This is a genomic window from Paenibacillus baimaensis (assembly GCF_025567575.1).
In genome coordinates this window covers 96,853-113,537 of sequence record NZ_JAOQIO010000113.1, presented here as the reverse complement: position 1 = coordinate 113,537, position 16,685 = coordinate 96,853, and the positions used below count along the sequence as shown (strand labels likewise).

Here is a 16,685-nt window from a genome sequence, read left to right as displayed (position 1 = left end):
ATTTCTCCGTTCATTCTGTTCTTCCATACTTTCGGTGCTTCAAAATTCACTCACTGTATCCGACCGTCTATTCAGACTTAACCTTTATTGAATCCTACTGGAAGTTGGGCTTCAACCGGATAATTTGGTCATCCTCAGCACCTGGGGTACCGCGACCGTCGCGGTTGTTCGTCATGATATAGATCGAGCCATCAGGCCCCTCCATCACATTGCGAATACGACCCAGCTCATTCTTGAGCAGTGGCTCCAACTGTTGAATCGATTGCTGGTCATTGCCCAGTACGACCCGCAGTAGTTGAGCCCCACGCAGATTGGCTGCGAGCAGATTCCCTTTCCAAGGTCCTTTGGTAACGAAAGTAATACCGGATGGCGCCCAGGTTTCATTGCCACTATGCACTAGAGGCAACCTGAGTGTTCCCGGACCGAGCTTGCTCTTGTCCTTGGCCGCAATCTCAGACTCGTCGCCCTCGATAAGCGGCCAGCCGTAGTTCGCTCCGGGCTCAATCAAGTTAAACTCGTCATGAGCTGACTGCCCATGCTCTGTGCTGAACAGTTTGCCTGTCACCGGGTGCCAGGCCAGGCCTTGCGGGTTCCGATGACCCAATGAATACACGGGAGAATCGGGAAACGGATTATCCCGGGGGATAGTGCTGTCTGGGTGGATGCGCAATATTTTCCCACCCAATTGACTTAGATCCTGAGCAATCGAGGATTGACCGGCGTCCCCACTGGTGATGTACAGCATACCGTCCGGGCCTATTTTGACTCGCCCACCATCGTGCGTTCTGGCACCAGGCAGCTTGTCGATAATAACTTTATCGAGCTGCAGTCGATTGTTGCTTTCGATCATGCGCAGCACCTGATTGCGGGTTCCTCCTCCTTCTTCGTAGGTATGGTAGACGTACATAGCATGATTAGTCGCGAAGTCCTTGTCCAGCACCAGTCCGAGCAGTCCCGACTCGCCTTCCTGAAGAAAAGGCTTCTCGAACCGATAAACAGGCTGTTCCACGAGTTTGCCCATATCGATGACTCGGATAACGCCTCCGCGTTCCGTAAAGAAAATTCGGCCATCCGGTGCGATATCCATATCCCAAGGCACATTCAGCTTCGAAGCAAATACCTCTTGTGTATAGGGAATTGCCGTATTCACAGCTCCAGCTTGCCCTTGTTTGGGTTGCGATGTAGTGGAACCCGTTCCTGCTGCAGGCACCGACACTGATGGGGCCGTCACGGCAGGCGGTTGGGATTGCGTATCGATGGAGGCTCCACTGCAGCCCGTTATCAATGTAATCACCATAGAAATCGCTGCAGTGGTTATCCATTCGTTCAAGCTATTGATTCCGCTCATGTTTCATCATCCCTCCCTATATGTCAGGAATAAAAACGTTGGAGGCAGCAAAGTCCATACCGACCTCCGTCTCCCATTTACCAGAACAGGTCACGGTGCCCAGCCAGCCGTGCTACGCCCTCAGCAAAATAATAGTCGCCGTAGATAAGTGGCACGTTGACATTTTTTCCTTCCGGGAAATGTGAGGTACCTTGAACAATAAGTCCTTCTTCCGTTTCCGAATCCCATGCTCCATAATTCACATACAAGGAGTGAAGGATGCGCTCCCCAGCCTTACGGTAAAGTGCCGATTCCTGACCGCTCACCTGATCGCTAAGCAGCAGCAAACCGCAGGCCGCGCAAGCGCCAGCAGAAGTATCGCGGTAAGCAGGCACACCCTCCGGCAAACGGAAATCCCAATGAGGTACATGGTCTTCCGGCAAGTTGGCCAGGAAGAAATGCGCCGCACGTTTGGCCGCATTCAAGTAATTCTCGTCAGCCGTATACTGATAGCTCAAGCTCATGCCGTAGATCGCCCAAGCTGTGCCGCGCGACCATCCTGAATCTGGTGCATAACCTTGTCCACCTTTTACTTCCAGCTTCTCTCCGGTTTCCGGATCAAATATGACAATATGATTCACCGATCCATCCGGGCGAATGAAATGCTCGAGCGCCATATTGGCGTGACGTACCGCCACATGCTTATAGCGGGGGTCACCTGTGACCACTGATGCCCAATGCAGCAGCGGAAGGTTCATCATGCAGTCGATGATCGCCCATCCGGCATTCTGCTCACCTTCACGCCATGGATTCCAGGCACGTATATAATTACCTTGTACGTTAAAGCGGGCTGCGAGCAGATTGGCTGCAAACAGGGCACGGCGTTTGGAATCCTCTGCACCAAGCAGCTTGTAGCGAGCCAGACTTGTAAGTGTCCACATGAAGCCGATATCATGATCAAGCTTGTAATAATCAGTCACCACTTGATCCAACTGCCGCTCGCAGGATTCGGCCAGCTGCTTTAAAGCCTCATCCTTCGTATCGCGGTAAACAAGCCACAGCAGTCCCGGCCAGAATCCAGCCGTCCACCAGGAGGCCGGCTCCAGCTTATACACACCATCCACACTTGCATGCGGAAATCCGTCTCCAATTCGGCTGCTCGTTCGCTTCACCTTATTAACTGTTTGCTTCCAGGCTTCCTTTACCCAATCCGGTTGCTGGTGCTCCGTTGCTGTCATCTTGCTTCCACTCCCTGTTTTATCTATGATTTAGTTCCATTGTAAACGCTGCTCCGATCAATCGCAAACACTTCACTTACTTATCGTTAGCGCATGAACAAGCAAAAAGAGCACTGCCGCAGCAGTGCTCCTTCTATTATTTTACCGTTAATCGAGTCGTTGTTAGGAATTGCCCAGAAAAGCCTCCAGCATCCACGTATGTTTCTCCAGACTGGCATGAATCGAGAGCAGTAAATCTCCGGTCGTTTCGTCACCGGCTTTCTCTGCGATTTCCATCCCTTCCTTCAACTGATCGTTGATCAAATTGAAGTCAGCTACAACTGCGCGGACCATATCTTCAGCCTTTTCGGTGCCCTGTGCCTCTTTGATATCGGATTCCTTCAAGAATCCCGCCATTGTGGCCAGCGGCTGACCGTGTAAGGTTAGCAAACGCTCTGCAATCGCATCAAAATGCAGCGTCGTTTCATTATATAGCTCTTCCAGTTTAATATGCAGAGTGAAAAAGTTAGGTCCTTTAACGTACCAATGGAAATTGTGCAATTTGATATACAGCACACCAAAGTTCGCCACCTGATGATTCAATACTTTTTCCAATTGACTAGCTGGAGCTTTTACTGCATTAGCCATAATTGCCACTCTCCTCAAATAGTTTATGTACATTTCTGAACTGAACTCTCTCTTCTTATATAACCACTAAAATCTCATCTGAAACGCTTATGCTAGTATCTCCTATTTTCTCGTCGCTATGTGTCTTTTCCCGAGCCCGTTCGAAAGCGGCTGCTCTTGCCCAGCCAACGATAGCTTTTTCTGATCATATTGAGAAGATGCTCCGGTATAGGAAGCTTATGAAAGACAGGGAAATAAAACCGATTATAGGCGGTCTTGACATCATCCCACATCGTGCAGGGATCCTCCTTCAGAAAATCCGATACATCGACGACTTTACCTCGACCGTGGTCCAGCATCACATTTTTACCATGAACATCATGTGGATGTAAGCCACGTTCGCGGGCATAATCCAGCGCTGAATCGATATCCCTGATGGCCTGTTTCGGAATATGGATACCGCGCAGCAGACAGTTATAAAAGGTGAAGCCTCTCAGACGCTTCAATACCAAATAACGATCCCCCACGTGAAGGCACTCCGAGTATGCAGGATGCGAGCCCAGCCTGCGATATACCTCTGCCTCTTCCTCAATCCCCGGACGACCGGGTGCATATACCTTAACAACCCATTCTTCAAAATCAGGATGTCTCACAACGGCTGCATAATTGCCCGCACCCAGCAGCACCCAGGGAGGCGGAACCTGACGGACTACGATAGGATTTAATGGGTCCACACTTTCAATACGTATGTGCGGCACTAGTCCCCGCTCTACCTGCTCAATCAATTCCTCCAACATGGGCGGCGATTCCTCCCTCTTAGTGATCCTGACCAATAATGTTTTATCCATTCCCTTATTATTCCTTTTCTTTAGCATATCAAAATTTCACAAAATCGGCGACAGCAATCTGGCAACCGATTCTGCAGCACGAAGCAGCTTATTTCGACAATCATAGCTTTCACAAGTCATCAAGGTACAGTCCTGCATATCCCGTTCGAACGTTACCTCGAGCCTTGAGGCCACATCCGTTCCGTACAGGAAAGCCGTTATTTCAAAATTGAGCTCAAAGCTGCGGTTGTCCATATTGGCTGTTCCCACTGCGGCCGCTTCTCCATCCACAACTATCGTTTTGGCATGCAAGAAGCCTTTTTCATACAGATAGCATTTGGCGCCCGCTCGCAGCAAATCTCCGATATGCGCATAGGATGCCCACTGGACCAATCGATGGTCTCCTTTTTTGGGAATCATAATCCGCACATCAATACCCGACAAGGCCGCAATTCGCAGTGCATTCAGCACACCCTCATCCGGAACAAAATAAGGTGTTTGCACATAAATTCGTTTTTTCGCCTGAAAGATCATCTTGATATAACCGTTCTTGATCTGCTGCTTATCTGAATTGGGACCGCTGGACACAACCTGAACCGCAGTACGTGCCACGTCCCTCATCTCCGGGAACAGCACCGGCTCGAAGGAGAGCGTCTGATTGGAAGCAACATCCCAGTCGCGCATGAATTGAATTTGCAGACGATGCACCGCATCCCCGTATATCATCAAATGGGTGTCCCGCCAGTAACCTATTTTTTTGTTCAAGCCCAAATATTCATCTCCGATATTAAAACCGCCGATAAAACCGATCTTCCCATCCATAATCGCAATTTTACGATGGTTCCGGTAGTTGAATCGAAAGTTCAGGTACGGAATTTTGGAAGGAAAAAAAGAATATACACTCCCGCCTGCTTCCCTCAGCGGTAACAGCAGCTTGCGACTGATGTCAAGCGATCCGATATCGTCATATAGCAACCGTACCTCCACGCCTTCCTTCGCTTTGCGTGTTAATGCTTCAATCAACCGTCGTCCGGTATCGTCATTGCCCACTTTATAATAGAGCAGATGGATATGCTGCTGTGCCTGATCAATTTTGTCCAGCAGCATCTCAAACTTGCGTTTGCCATCGGTCAGCAGCGTGACCTCATTGTTCTGGGTCAATGGCGAAACACTGCTCAACAGATTCATATAAATTAAATGACGGAAGTTCGACACCACAGGATCATGGTACACATACGTTTCATTTTCAATGGCTACCCTCTGGTCCTCCAATTCCTCCCGAACCCAGCGCTCCATCCTCGGTTTCAGCCTGTACACCTTTTGGCGCGCAAGGTTTTGTCCAATAAAAATATAAATAATACAGCCAATCAACGGCAGCAGCAGCAGCAGCATGAGCCACGCCCAGGTAACGCCCACGTTGCGTCTTTCCAGAAAAATAATGACCGCAGCAAATAACAGGTTAATGACAGGAATCCAGTTATTAATAAATTTCCATACAGGAACGACCCAATCGTCTATAAATGGCAACCACCGCACCCCCATCATTGGTCTTATCCAACTCTATACTTCTAAAGATACCATACCTGATGTGGGAAAACGAAAGCTGACGATCTGGTGCGACGCACAAAAACTTTGAGCATGCATAGCACCCTCCTTCGAACTGCAATAAGCAGCCACGATTCGACTATTTTCAGCTTATTTGGGCACTGATGCAGGATTCCATTGTCATCTATAGAAATTACCTATATATACCTTTATTTGTAAGGTAAAACTTACAAATTAGCCTAGGAGGCGTTATTTTGAAGAAGATCATAAATGTCGCGTTATCGGCACTACTGTTGTTGGGCATTTGGAGTATCCCACCTGTTCATGCTCAATCGTATGATACAGAGACGACTCCCAGCTTGGCATGGGCTGCAGACAGCACGACAGCACAATCATCCCTAAGATCATCAAGCGATTTGAATGCCAACTCCATGTATACTGCCGTCACCGATAAAGCAGCAATGCTGCCCGACCAAGTACTCGTGAAGTATAAAAAAGGAAGCCCATCTGCCCATTCTCCTTCCCAGGCATCACCGCAGATTTCGACTCAATCCATGGAAACCGATGCCAGTATCGGTGCGGTCAGACTAGAACTGCCTACAGGCTCTAATGTATGGCAGACGATCAAAGAGCTGCATAGCAATCCTGATGTGGAATATGCGCAGCCCGTGTACGTGTATAGGCTATCAGCACCCAGCGTCTCTTCCGCTGTATATGCGAATGATCTGCTGTCCCAGCAGTGGGGCATCAAGGCATCCCATCTTGACCCGCTTTGGGAAATGGTTTCGGAAGAGAAGCGCAAAAACATTATAATTGCCATTGTCGACTCCGGGGTAGATTTGAACCACCCCGATCTTAAAGACAGCCTTGAACGGGGAGCTAACTTCGTTAACCCATCCCTCCCGACAGCGAACGCGAATGATGATAACGGTCATGGCACTCATGTAGCAGGAATTGCTGCTGCCATTACGAACAACGGCATTGGAATTGCAGGAGTTGCCGGCGGTGTCCGCATCCTTCCGATTAAAGTGACCAATGCCAAGGGTACAGGCAACTCCCGTTCGATTGGACTGGGCATTATCGAAGCTGCCGATCGCGGAGCCAGTGTTATTAATTTAAGCCTGGGCGGCGATAGCATCGATCCTTATTTGCAGGATGCCATTCAGTATGCACAGAAAAAAGGTGCGGTTGTCGTTGCTGCCTCCGGTAATGAAAGTAATCATGCAACTGGTGTTCATGCTCCAGTGGCTTATCCGGCTGCTTATCCTGGTGTAATCAGTGTCGGTGCGATTGATGAACCTGAAACTGACGATATTACGAATAACAACACAGGAGCCTATAGGTATGCATACTTCACCAATACAGGTCCCGAGCTTAAGGTTGTCGCATCAGGTGTAAACATATACAGCACAGTGCCCGGTGGAGCCAACGATATGAAAAGCGGTACCTCCATGGCAACTCCCTATGTCACCGGCTTAGCAGCTATGCTGAAGGCAGCCAATCCAAAGCTGAATGCAGATCAAATTCAAACCATTATTATAAACACCGCAACCGACTTGGGTGTGCCCGGCAGGGATGATATTTATGGAAATGGCCTGATTGATGGTGTGCGTGCGTTCACTACACCACGACTTGAACTGAAGTACCTTCAGCCATCACAGCCTACTGTGGCTACGAATACGTATACGTATATGCCTGTTACCATTAATGCTACCGATTACAATGGTAATGTGAATGCCTCGATTCATTCTGCTTCGGCAGGCAGCGTACTGTTGAAAGTAAACCAGTATGAATCAAATACCGGACAATGGATTCCAGTGCCTTCACTTGACCGCGAGGTTTCGCTATCTGGAGGCACCACCTTCGTCGGGCTGGAACTGCCACTGAATAATCAATTGTACAGCGTGAGCGCCGTGCAGCAATCAGCAGCAAGCAATCAGCTGTATGTACCGTCGAGTCCGCTCTATTCCAAAGCCATGCTGCCTTCCGGAGATAGCAGCCTTAAAGCGCTCAGCTTGAATCAGGGGCAAATCGCTTTATCCCCTGCATTTCAGGCAGAACGTGGCTATTATGAAATATCGGATCAGGAGAATTCGGTAACGTCCATTCAGGTCAGTGCAGCCGCAAACTCAACTGCCGCCAAAATCAGCATCAACGGTCAAGCATTAGGTGCAGCAGAAGGTTCAAGCACCGTAACCCTTAAGGAGGGTTACAACTCGATTACGATTACGGTGACAGCGGAAAATCTCACGACCCAAAACTACACCGTGTCCATTTACCGAAAATACTTGCCTTCAAATAACTATATCAGCTCCATCTATTATGATTCCGGGTCTATAACTCCGCAGTTCAGCAGAGATACCCTTAATTACACGCTTTATGTCGATAACTCGGTTACGAGCATCGGATTTGGAGCGCTATTGGAAAATAAAGCTTCTACCATGGTCATCGACAGCACACCCGTTGCCAGTGGCCTTATAGTCAGGAATACCGTACCGTTCCAGGTCGGAAGCAATTCACGTCAAGTTAAAGTGACAGCTCCTAACGGTACGATACGTGTCTATACATTTAATATTATCCGATTGAGCGGATCTTTAGGCAGTATGCTGAAAAGTGTCGTACTGGACGGCGGGATTCCGATCAGTCCTACATTTAATCCAGAGCAGACCAGCTACCAAGCGGCGGTCAGTTCAACCTCAACCCAAATTACCGTCAACCTGGAGCCGATGGTATCCACAGCTACGGTGAAATTGAACGATACGGTAATGGCTGCAGGCAATTCGGGGGTTGTCCAATTGAATTCCGGCGATACGTCATTCACAGCTACCGTAAACGCGGTGACTGGCGATACCAAAACCTATACGTTCTCCTTGATTCGTCCTGTTGCGACAAACACAGGTATAGCCGGTGGTGGTGGCGGCGGTGGCGGTGGATTTGGCATAATCCCTACAACGGGTGGAACAACTACTACTACCGACACGAGTGCATCTGCTGTCGTTGTAGTGAAGGCTCCCAATGAGCAATTGAAAAAGGAACTGGAGTCTTCAGCGTCTACCCAAGTCACGATTGATGCCAAAACATCTAATACGGGTACTGGGCTGCAGATTGAATTTGATGCCTCTATCCTGATGCTCGCCACCGAAAAAAATAAATCGATCGTTATCGATACTGGACGTCAGTTGTTTCAACTCCCGCCAGGAGCTGTTCCTGCCACTGACGGCAGTGCTGTCGTTACATTCAGTGTAATCCCGACCACGGGGACGACTGCTTTAAGCAAGAAACCGAATCAGGCGAGAGACATTTCTTCGGTCTATGATTTCAGCCTGACCCTCGGTGCTCTGCCGATCCATGTATTTACCAAGCCACTCTCCATCCAATGGAAGGTTGACCTCCCTCAGGACGTACAGCTACCCAAGGTTGGGGTGTTCACCTTTAATGAAGCCAAGCAAAGCTGGGATTATGTAGGCGGGAAGGCTGCAGCTGATGGCAGCTTTACTTTCTCTACGAATCACTTCTCACAATATGTGGTATTCGAAAACAATAAAACGTTCACGGACATGACCACACATTGGGCTAAAAGCGAGGTTGAGCTGTTAGCGTCAAAAACTATTGTAACGGGAATTACCAACCAGACATTCGGCCCGGAACAAAAGCTGACCCGTGCCGAATTCGCAGCACTGCTCGTCAGAACGCTTGGCCTCCAAACGTCACAGAGCGCGGGGACGTTTCAGGATGTGAAGTCTGGTGACTGGTTCAACGATGTGGTTTATCACGCTTATGACGCCGGAATCATTGAAGGCTTGGATGCCACGACCTTTGCACCTAACCAGCTCATTTCCCGCGAGCAGATGGCGGTGATGATCATCAGAGCCTACAGCAAAGGAACAGGTAAACCAGTGAGTGAAATCACTACTACACAGGAGGTCAAGTTCACCGACGACAACCAAACTGGCAGTTGGGCGCGGAGCAGTGTTCAACTTGCTAGTGGGGTGGGTCTTTTGAGTGGATTTCCAGATGGCACGTTTAAACCTTCAGATACAGCCAGTCGTGCTGAAGCCGCAGTTGTTATCAAACGTCTGCTTGATTTAACAGGCAAATAATCAGTAATTAAGTCCCCACAATACACAATGCAATATTGAGATACAAAACAACCTCCAATTCCCACTTTCACAGTGGTTTTGGAGGTTGTTTTACTTATTCTAGAAATAATAATTTCATTGTATATGGATGAGGTATGATACGTAGGGCTGCTAATCCTTTTGTGCGGATGCATGGAAGGTACGAACCACCTGCTCTGCAGTTAGCTCCAGCAATTCAGACGCTCGGCTCATAGCTTCCTGCAGGGTCATAGGGCCCGTCACGATACTGTGAACGCTCGTAATACCCACCTCATACAAAGCCTCGATACCCCGGCCTACCGAGCCCGCCAGGCAAATGGTCGGAACACCTAATTTGTGCGCTTCCTGCGCGATACCCATGGGTGTTTTCCCGGAGGCTGTCTGAAAATCAATTTGCCCTTCGCCGGTAATAACCAAATCAGCGGCCTGTAAATGATCTCGCAGATGCGAGTATTCGATGACAATATCGATGCCCCGTTTGATCGAGGCAGGAAAAAACGCGAGGAATGCGCCGCTAATGCCACCAGCCGCTCCGGCTCCCGGTAACTGATGCACACGCTTGCCCGTTTTGATTGCGATGATATCCGCCCATGCCGTCAGATTCAACTCCAGCTGCTCCACCATTTCAGGGCTGGCGCCTTTTTGTGGTCCGAATACACGCGAGGCACCGTCCGGCCCGATAAACGGATTTTGCACATCGGATGCGATCAGAAAACGAGATTCAGCTATTCTGGGATCCCAATTGCTATCATCGATCGAGGCAATCCGGTCCAGAGTACCGCCACCATAGCCTACAGAATTGCCTTCTGAGTCCAACAGCCTCATGCCAAGAGCCTGCAGCATTCCGGCACCACCATCATTCGTAGCGCTGCCTCCAAGCGCCAACAGAAAGCTGCGGCATCCGGCATCTAGGGCATGACGAATCAGCTCACCGGTACCATAAGTTGTCGCCAGAAGCGGGTTGCGCTCCTCAGATGGGATCAGATAAAGACCGGAGGCTGTCGCCATTTCGATGACGGCGGTTTGATCCGGCTCCAATAATCCATACTCGGCAGTCACGGGAGCTCCGAGCGGTCCTGTTACCGTGGCTGACATTTTGACGCCTCCAGCTGCGGCAATAAGGCAATCCAGCGTGCCTTCCCCACCATCAGCTACAGGTACCAGGATGGTTTGTGCATGCGGCATATATCGTTTGATGCCACGTTCTATCGCTTGGGCCGCGTTACTCGCACTAATGCTGCCTTTGAACGAATCGGGGGCAATAATAATTTTCATGGGATGATCCACCTTCCTACAGGTTTATTCGTCTATAATACATATATGGAGTACAACAATGCTGATTTCAGCTTACTGCTTTCATTCTCATTATAAAGGATGGGAAACTAGAAATATTCAGTTACAAACGATAAAAAAAGTTTCATATCCAGGCTTTTTTTTGTGCATAGGAGGTTGGACGTTGCTAACTCGTGAAATGGCTGAGCATATTGTCCGGGAGACAATGGAGCGGCTGCACCGAAATATCAATATCATGGATACAGATGGACGAATTATCGCCTCTGGTGACCTGTCAAGGCTGGGAGAGCGGCATATGGGAGCTATTGAGGCCATTCGTTCCGGCAAACCGTTATTGATTAATGAAGCGAATAAGGAGCTGTGGAAGGGCAGCCAGTGCGGGATTAATATACCGGTTTGGTTTCACCAGCATATCGTTGGAGTTATCGGCATTACAGGACAAGCGGATGAGGTTTCCGAGCTTGGAGCATTGGTCAAGATGACGACAGAGCTGATGCTGAATCAAGCCTTCCTGCTGTCCGAGAAGGAATGGCGCAACCGCACGAAGGAAATCGTAATTGAGACGTTAATCCAGGCAGATTTTGATGCCCATAAAGTGGACGAGCGCTTACAGTTGCTGCGCCTACAGCTGCAACCACCATTTACTGTGATTATCGTGCGAACGGAGTTTACCTTGTCCTATAATGACCCACTTGCCGCAGCCATCGAGGATCGGCTTGGTGGCACACAAACACTGGTCGGCGTATTGGACACGCATCGGCTGTTTATTCTGCTCTCTACGATGAATGAAACCCGCATGAATGCCATGCTGGAACGGCTCTCTACCGAATTAAAGCCGTCCAGGCAGCAGGTTCAAATCGGCTGTTCCTTGCAGGTATCCGAGCTCACTGCTGTTCACATCGCTTATCAAGAAGCAGAGGCGGCTCTGCGGCATGGCAGTCCTGCGGTTCCATGGAATAACTATGCGGGGATGGAGCCGCAAACCATTGTTCACACTTCTGATGCTGACGTGAAACAAAGGTTCGTGAACCGGATTTTTCCCGATATATCCGAGCAATCGGTACGAACGCTCCAGATTTTTTTTGATTGCAATCTGAATATCCAGGAAGCCGCACAAGCCTTATTCGTGCACCGAAACACATTGATCTATCGGCTCAAACGAATCAAAGAGCTGACCGGATACGACCCACAGAACTTTCAGGACGCCACGGCGCTCCAAATGGCGATATGGATTTATGATGCAAAGAAAACAAAGGAATAGACTTGTTTGTGTAAACCGCATCCTTATGCCCCACCACGACGCCGAGCGCCATACAACCTTTGTTAATCCACGGCTGACCACTACAAGAAAAACCGACGATCACCCGTTAAAGGGACCGTCGGTTCATATTCATACCTATGTGCCAGCTTATTCTGGCTTCACTCATCCTACACGACAAACGAGCTTTTTAGCGATACAATCCGGTTAAACACAGGCTTGCCCGGTTCAGAACGTTTGGTATCGACGTTGAAGTAGCCATGGCGGAAAAATTGGAATTTGTCCTGAGGCTGCGCCGAGCTCATATTGGACTCTACAAAGCCTTGGAGCACTTCCAGAGAATTCGGATTAATATGCTCCATGAACGAGTCACTGTCGCCTTTTTCCTCATCCAAAATAAGCGGCTCATACAGACGGAATTCAGCAGGCAGCGCCTGACTGGCTTCGACCCAATGAATCGTCCCCTTGACCTTGCGTCCGGTAAACCCGCTGCCGCTCTTCGTCTCAATATCGTAGGTGCAGTGAATTTCTGTCACATTGCCCTGCTCATCCTTAACAAAATCGTGGCATTTGATAAAATAAGCATTTTTCAGGCGCACTTCATTGCCGGGAAACAGCCGGAAATATTTGTTGGGCGGTGTCTCCATAAAGTCGTCCTGCTCGATATAGATTTCCCGTGAGAACGGAATCTCGCGATTGCCCATCTCCGGATTCTCCGAGTTGTTTTCCGCCTCCAGCATCTCGACCTGACCTTCCGGGTAGTTCGTGATGATCACCTTCAGAGGACGCAGCACAGCCATCGTTCTTGGAGATTTGAGCTTCAAATCCTCACGTATAAAATGCTCCAGCATCCGCTCATCTACCGTACTGTTGCTTTTGGCTACGCCCGCCTCGCGCACAAAGCTGCGAATCGCCTCAGGTGTATAGCCCTTGCGGCGCAGACCGCTAATGGTAGGCATCCGCGGATCGTCCCAGCCGTCCACAATCTTTTCATCGACCAGCTGCTTCAGGAATCTTTTGCTCATGACCGTATTCGTTATATTGAGCCGCGCGAATTCATACTGCTTCGGTTGATGCTCCATTTCGCATTCCGCAATGACCCAATCATAGAACGGACGTTGATCCTCAAATTCCAGTGTACAGATCGAATGAGTCACACCCTCAATCGCATCCTCGAGTGGATGAGCAAAAGCATACATCGGGTAAATGCACCATGCATCCCCCGTATTGTGATGGGTTGTGTGGGAAATCCGGTATAGCGCAGGGTCTCGCAAATTGATGTTAGGCGAGCTCATGTCGATTTTGGCACGCAAAATTTTATCGCCGTCCTTGAACTCACCGCTCCGCATACGCGCAAACAGATCGAGGTTCTCTTCCACGCTGCGATCACGATGCGGACTGTTTTGGCCCGGCTGTGTCAAGCTTCCGCGGGTTAAACGGATTTCCTCCGCCGATTGATCGTCGATATATGCCTTTCCTTTACGGATCAGCAGTACGGCCCGCTCATACATCTCTTCAAAATAATCGGAAGCAAAAAACAACCCGTCCCACTCAAAGCCGAGCCAGCGGACATCCTCTTTGATCGCTTCCACATATTCAGTATCCTCTTTAAGAGGATTCGTATCGTCAAAACGAAGGTTCGTGCGACCCTTGAAATCGTCAGCCAGCTCAAAATTAAGGCAGATCGATTTGGCATGTCCAATGTGCAAATAACCGTTCGGCTCCGGCGGAAAACGTGTCACGACATGGTTGACTTTACCGGATTGTAAGTCGTCAATGACAATGTTTTTAATAAAATGGGATGAAACAGACGGATTCTCCAATACAATCAACCTTTCTCATGCAGTAGTTTAGTTTTATACCCTATCATACACAAAAACGCTGAGAAATATAATGCTTGAATCTATGAATCTATGAATTTATTGGGGAAATCTGTTGATTGACAGGCCATAAGCGACTTACGGCCACCAACTGCTGCTGTTCATCCAAGGTCATTTTATAAATATCAGGCATCGAGGTCTGCTTCCAAAACGCCAAGCCATAAGCTTCTTTGTCCCAATGACTCATCAGGATCGTCATAATGTTCCCGTGGGTACCGATGGCAATTCGCTTCCCCTGATGACGATCAATCACGCGCTGCAAGGCTTCCATTCCCCGCCAGGCAGCGCATAATCAGGATCGGTGAAGGCGCGCTCTATGGCAGCCATAAAATCCTGATCCTCAATAACGTGATCCAGACTCGCCAGTGGTCGCTCACGCAAATTTTCTTCCAGCTCAATGGGTAAGCCAAGCTTCGCCGCGGCACCCTCCACTGTTTGAACGGCGCGTGTGTACGGACTGGACACTACAGCCTCCAGCTGCTCCTGCACCAAAATTTCAGTTACACACTCCGCAGCCGTCATGCCATCGGGTGACAATTCACGCAGCCGCTCATTTTCGAGGGAAAAGGGTGACTTGGCGTGCCGTACCCAATAAATCGTCGTATTCATAAGGGGGTCTCCTCTCGTATTCAACCTCAGCTGAAATAAGTGCTTTTGATTACTATTTATTATAAAGATGAAAAGATATTTAACAAAGCGAAAAAGATTTTGGATTCCAGATAAAGGGAATTACCTCTATAGTAACTACATACCCAAACTGTTCATCACACATCAAAGCTTACTGAAAGAGAGGAACCTGATGAGTACCGATTCCACCTACACTGACAAGCTGCCGACCACCGCAGCAAACCAGCACTTGCGGCATCGAAAGAAACGGCCTCGCACCTATTGGATGCCCTATTTACTGATTGCCCCCGCCGTACTGCTCATTATGGGCTTTCTGTTTTACCCGATGGCGAATGTATTTTATTACAGCTTTCAGAATTTTAACCCAGCCAAGCCTTATTATAATGGCTTTATCGGCTTGGACAATTTCAAGGCCATCTTCACTACCGATGAGCTGTTCGCTTCGAGCCTGCTCATATCTTTTAAATGGGTGACCATCGAGGTCGTATTTCAACTCCTGTTCGGATTGCTGATTGCTCTGCTGCTGACACAGACATTTGCCATGCGCGGACTGTTCCGCTCCATTGCGATCATGCCTTGGGCAGTCTCCGGGGTCATTACCTCCACCATGTGGTCGCTGCTGTTCAACGAGCACATGGGACTGATTAACAGCCTGTTTATCAAGCTTGGGTTCATTGATAAGAACTTTGCCTGGCTGGCGGATATCAATACCGTCTTCCCGGCGATTATTATTACCGAGCTATGGCGGGGAATCCCCTTCTTCACGATCACGATGCTGGCCGCATTGCAGACAATTCCTCAGGATTTGTACGAGTCGGCAACTGTCGATGGTGCAGGGAGATGGAAGTCGTTCATCCACATTACGATTCCTTTTCTCAAAAATTCAATTATCCTCTCCACACTCCTGCGTGCGGTCTGGGAATTTAACAATGTCGATTTGATCTTCACGATGACCGGCGGCGGTCCGGCTAATGCAACAACAACACTGACCATGTACGTGGCCAATCAGGCGATTGTTGCGCAAAACTTCGGATACGGCTCTGCACTGACCGTCATCAGCTTTCTTATTCTGCTTGTGTTTGCTATGGGTTATCTGAAATTGAGTCGTTTTGGCAAGGAGGGCTAGACAGATGCTAAAAAGCTTGGACCGTTTATTCGTATTAAGACTGCCACTGCTCGCAGCGATGGTATTCACCCTATTCCCCCTCTATTGGGCTGTAGTCACCTCCCTGAAACAGGAAGGCGAAATCACTCGTTTGCCGATCCGTTATTGGCCGGAGCATGTTACCTTTGAAAATTATTTCGTCGCCTGGAACAATGTCGGCTTCTCGGTTTTTTTCAAAAACAGCGTGTTCGTCTCAGCCATGACCGTCATCATCGTACTGATCTGCTCAGTACTGGTAGGCTACGCGATCAGCCGGTTTACGTTCAAAGGCAAGGGTGCCTTTATGATCATGCTGCTCTGTACACAATTTGTGCCTGGCGCTATGCTGCTCATTCCATTATTCATGATTTTCAAGCAGCTCGGGCTGACAAGCAGCCTGTTCGCTCTCATTATTACGTACAGCACGTTCCAGCTTCCGTTCAATTCACTGCTCATGAGTGGGTTTATCAGCAATATTCCCGAGGCGTTGGAGGAAGCGGCAATGGTAGATGGCTGCAGCCGGTTAAAAGCGATCTTCCTCGTGATCTTCCCCATCCTGCTGCCGGGTATTGTGGCCACGACCGTGTTCACCTTCATCAGTGCCTGGAATGAGTTTCTGTTCGCTCTGATGTTTATCAGCAAGCCTGCCTTGTTCACACTGCCAGTCGGTTTAAGGTATATGCAGGGGGAATTCGATATCCACTACGGTGCACTTGCAGCCGGAAGCTTGATTTCTTTACTGCCTGCCGTCATTTTGTTCGCTTTTGTACAAAAATATCTCGTTCAGGGCATGGGCTCTGGTGCCGTCAAAGGTTAAGCTTG

At 49.0% G+C, this 16,685-nt stretch carries 11 protein-coding genes and 1 pseudogene; 4 read left to right on the top strand and 8 right to left on the bottom strand.

Annotated elements, in window-relative coordinates; translation table 11 throughout:
- Nucleotides 1–94: 94 nt before the first annotated feature.
- The 5 genes from OB236_RS33660 to cls all read right to left on the bottom strand — a co-directional run bounded on the left by OB236_RS33660 (nucleotide 95) and on the right by cls (nucleotide 5,543).
- A complete protein-coding gene (locus OB236_RS33660; protein WP_262687950.1) occupies nucleotides 95–1,348 on the bottom strand; it encodes a PQQ-dependent sugar dehydrogenase in 1,254 nt (417 codons plus the stop codon).
- 77 nt (nucleotides 1,349–1,425) lie between these two features.
- Nucleotides 1,426–2,565 (bottom strand): glycoside hydrolase family 88 protein, encoded by a 1,140-nt coding sequence (locus tag OB236_RS33655; RefSeq protein WP_262687948.1) that lies wholly within the window; start codon nucleotides 2,563–2,565, stop codon nucleotides 1,426–1,428.
- A gap of 162 nt (nucleotides 2,566–2,727) precedes the next feature.
- A complete protein-coding gene (locus OB236_RS33650; protein ID WP_076235793.1) occupies nucleotides 2,728–3,192 on the bottom strand; it encodes a Dps family protein in 465 nt (154 codons plus the stop codon).
- 116 nt (nucleotides 3,193–3,308) lie between these two features.
- Nucleotides 3,309–3,968, bottom strand: a complete 660-nt coding sequence (locus OB236_RS33645) for a serine/threonine protein kinase (protein ID WP_076235794.1) — start codon at nucleotides 3,966–3,968, stop codon at nucleotides 3,309–3,311.
- An 87-nt stretch (nucleotides 3,969–4,055) separates the two neighbouring features.
- A complete protein-coding gene (gene cls / locus OB236_RS33640) occupies nucleotides 4,056–5,543 on the bottom strand; it encodes a cardiolipin synthase (RefSeq protein WP_262687947.1) in 1,488 nt (495 codons plus the stop codon).
- A 254-nt stretch (nucleotides 5,544–5,797) separates the two neighbouring features.
- On the opposite strand from cls, the gene OB236_RS33635 reads away from it, so the two are divergent.
- Nucleotides 5,798–9,643, top strand: coding sequence for a S8 family serine peptidase (locus OB236_RS33635; protein WP_262687946.1), 3,846 nt, complete (start codon nucleotides 5,798–5,800; stop codon nucleotides 9,641–9,643).
- Between the two features lie 150 nt (nucleotides 9,644–9,793).
- Here OB236_RS33635 and OB236_RS33630 read toward each other — a convergent pair whose 3' ends face one another.
- A complete protein-coding gene (locus tag OB236_RS33630; RefSeq protein ID WP_262687945.1) occupies nucleotides 9,794–10,936 on the bottom strand; it encodes a glycerate kinase family protein in 1,143 nt (380 codons plus the stop codon).
- A gap of 181 nt (nucleotides 10,937–11,117) precedes the next feature.
- Between OB236_RS33630 and OB236_RS33625 the strand changes: the two genes are divergently transcribed.
- Nucleotides 11,118–12,215 carry a CdaR family transcriptional regulator gene (locus tag OB236_RS33625; RefSeq protein WP_262687944.1) on the top strand — a complete coding sequence of 366 codons (1,098 nt, stop codon included), beginning with the start codon at nucleotides 11,118–11,120 and terminating at the stop codon, nucleotides 12,213–12,215.
- A gap of 167 nt (nucleotides 12,216–12,382) precedes the next feature.
- On the opposite strand, the gene OB236_RS33620 is transcribed toward OB236_RS33625, so the two are convergent.
- Together OB236_RS33620 and OB236_RS33615 are read right to left on the bottom strand one after the other, a co-directional pair.
- Nucleotides 12,383–14,035: a glutamine--tRNA ligase/YqeY domain fusion protein gene (locus OB236_RS33620; RefSeq protein ID WP_262687943.1), complete on the bottom strand. Its 1,653-nt coding sequence runs from the start codon at nucleotides 14,033–14,035 to the stop codon at nucleotides 12,383–12,385.
- An 88-nt stretch (nucleotides 14,036–14,123) separates the two neighbouring features.
- Nucleotides 14,124–14,701, bottom strand: a pseudogene (locus OB236_RS33615) (histidine phosphatase family protein).
- 190 nt (nucleotides 14,702–14,891) lie between these two features.
- Between OB236_RS33615 and OB236_RS33610 the strand changes: the two are divergent.
- Nucleotides 14,892–15,845 carry a carbohydrate ABC transporter permease gene (locus OB236_RS33610; RefSeq protein WP_262687942.1) on the top strand — a complete coding sequence of 318 codons (954 nt, stop codon included), beginning with the start codon at nucleotides 14,892–14,894 and terminating at the stop codon, nucleotides 15,843–15,845.
- Nucleotides 15,846–15,849: 4 nt separating this feature from the next.
- Nucleotides 15,850–16,680 carry a carbohydrate ABC transporter permease gene (locus OB236_RS33605; protein WP_262687940.1) on the top strand — a complete coding sequence of 277 codons (831 nt, stop codon included), beginning with the start codon at nucleotides 15,850–15,852 and terminating at the stop codon, nucleotides 16,678–16,680.
- The last annotated feature ends 5 nt before the right edge of the window (nucleotides 16,681–16,685 follow it).

Excerpts from the sequence above, each read along its gene's own strand:
- OB236_RS33610 (WP_262687942.1), top strand. The coding sequence starts at position 14,892 with ATGAGTACCGATTCCACCTACACTGACAAGCTGCCGACCACCGCAGCA.
- OB236_RS33655 (WP_262687948.1), bottom strand. The coding sequence starts at position 2,565 with ATGACAGCAACGGAGCACCAGCAACCGGATTGGGTAAAGGAAGCCTGG.
- cls (WP_262687947.1), bottom strand. The coding sequence starts at position 5,543 with ATGATGGGGGTGCGGTGGTTGCCATTTATAGACGATTGGGTCGTTCCT.
- OB236_RS33650 (WP_076235793.1), bottom strand. The coding sequence starts at position 3,192 with ATGGCTAATGCAGTAAAAGCTCCAGCTAGTCAATTGGAAAAAGTATTG.
- OB236_RS33645 (WP_076235794.1), bottom strand. The coding sequence starts at position 3,968 with ATGTTGGAGGAATTGATTGAGCAGGTAGAGCGGGGACTAGTGCCGCAC.
- OB236_RS33660 (WP_262687950.1), bottom strand. The coding sequence starts at position 1,348 with ATGAGCGGAATCAATAGCTTGAACGAATGGATAACCACTGCAGCGATT.
- OB236_RS33630 (WP_262687945.1), bottom strand. The coding sequence starts at position 10,936 with ATGAAAATTATTATTGCCCCCGATTCGTTCAAAGGCAGCATTAGTGCG.
- OB236_RS33605 (WP_262687940.1), top strand. The coding sequence starts at position 15,850 with ATGCTAAAAAGCTTGGACCGTTTATTCGTATTAAGACTGCCACTGCTC.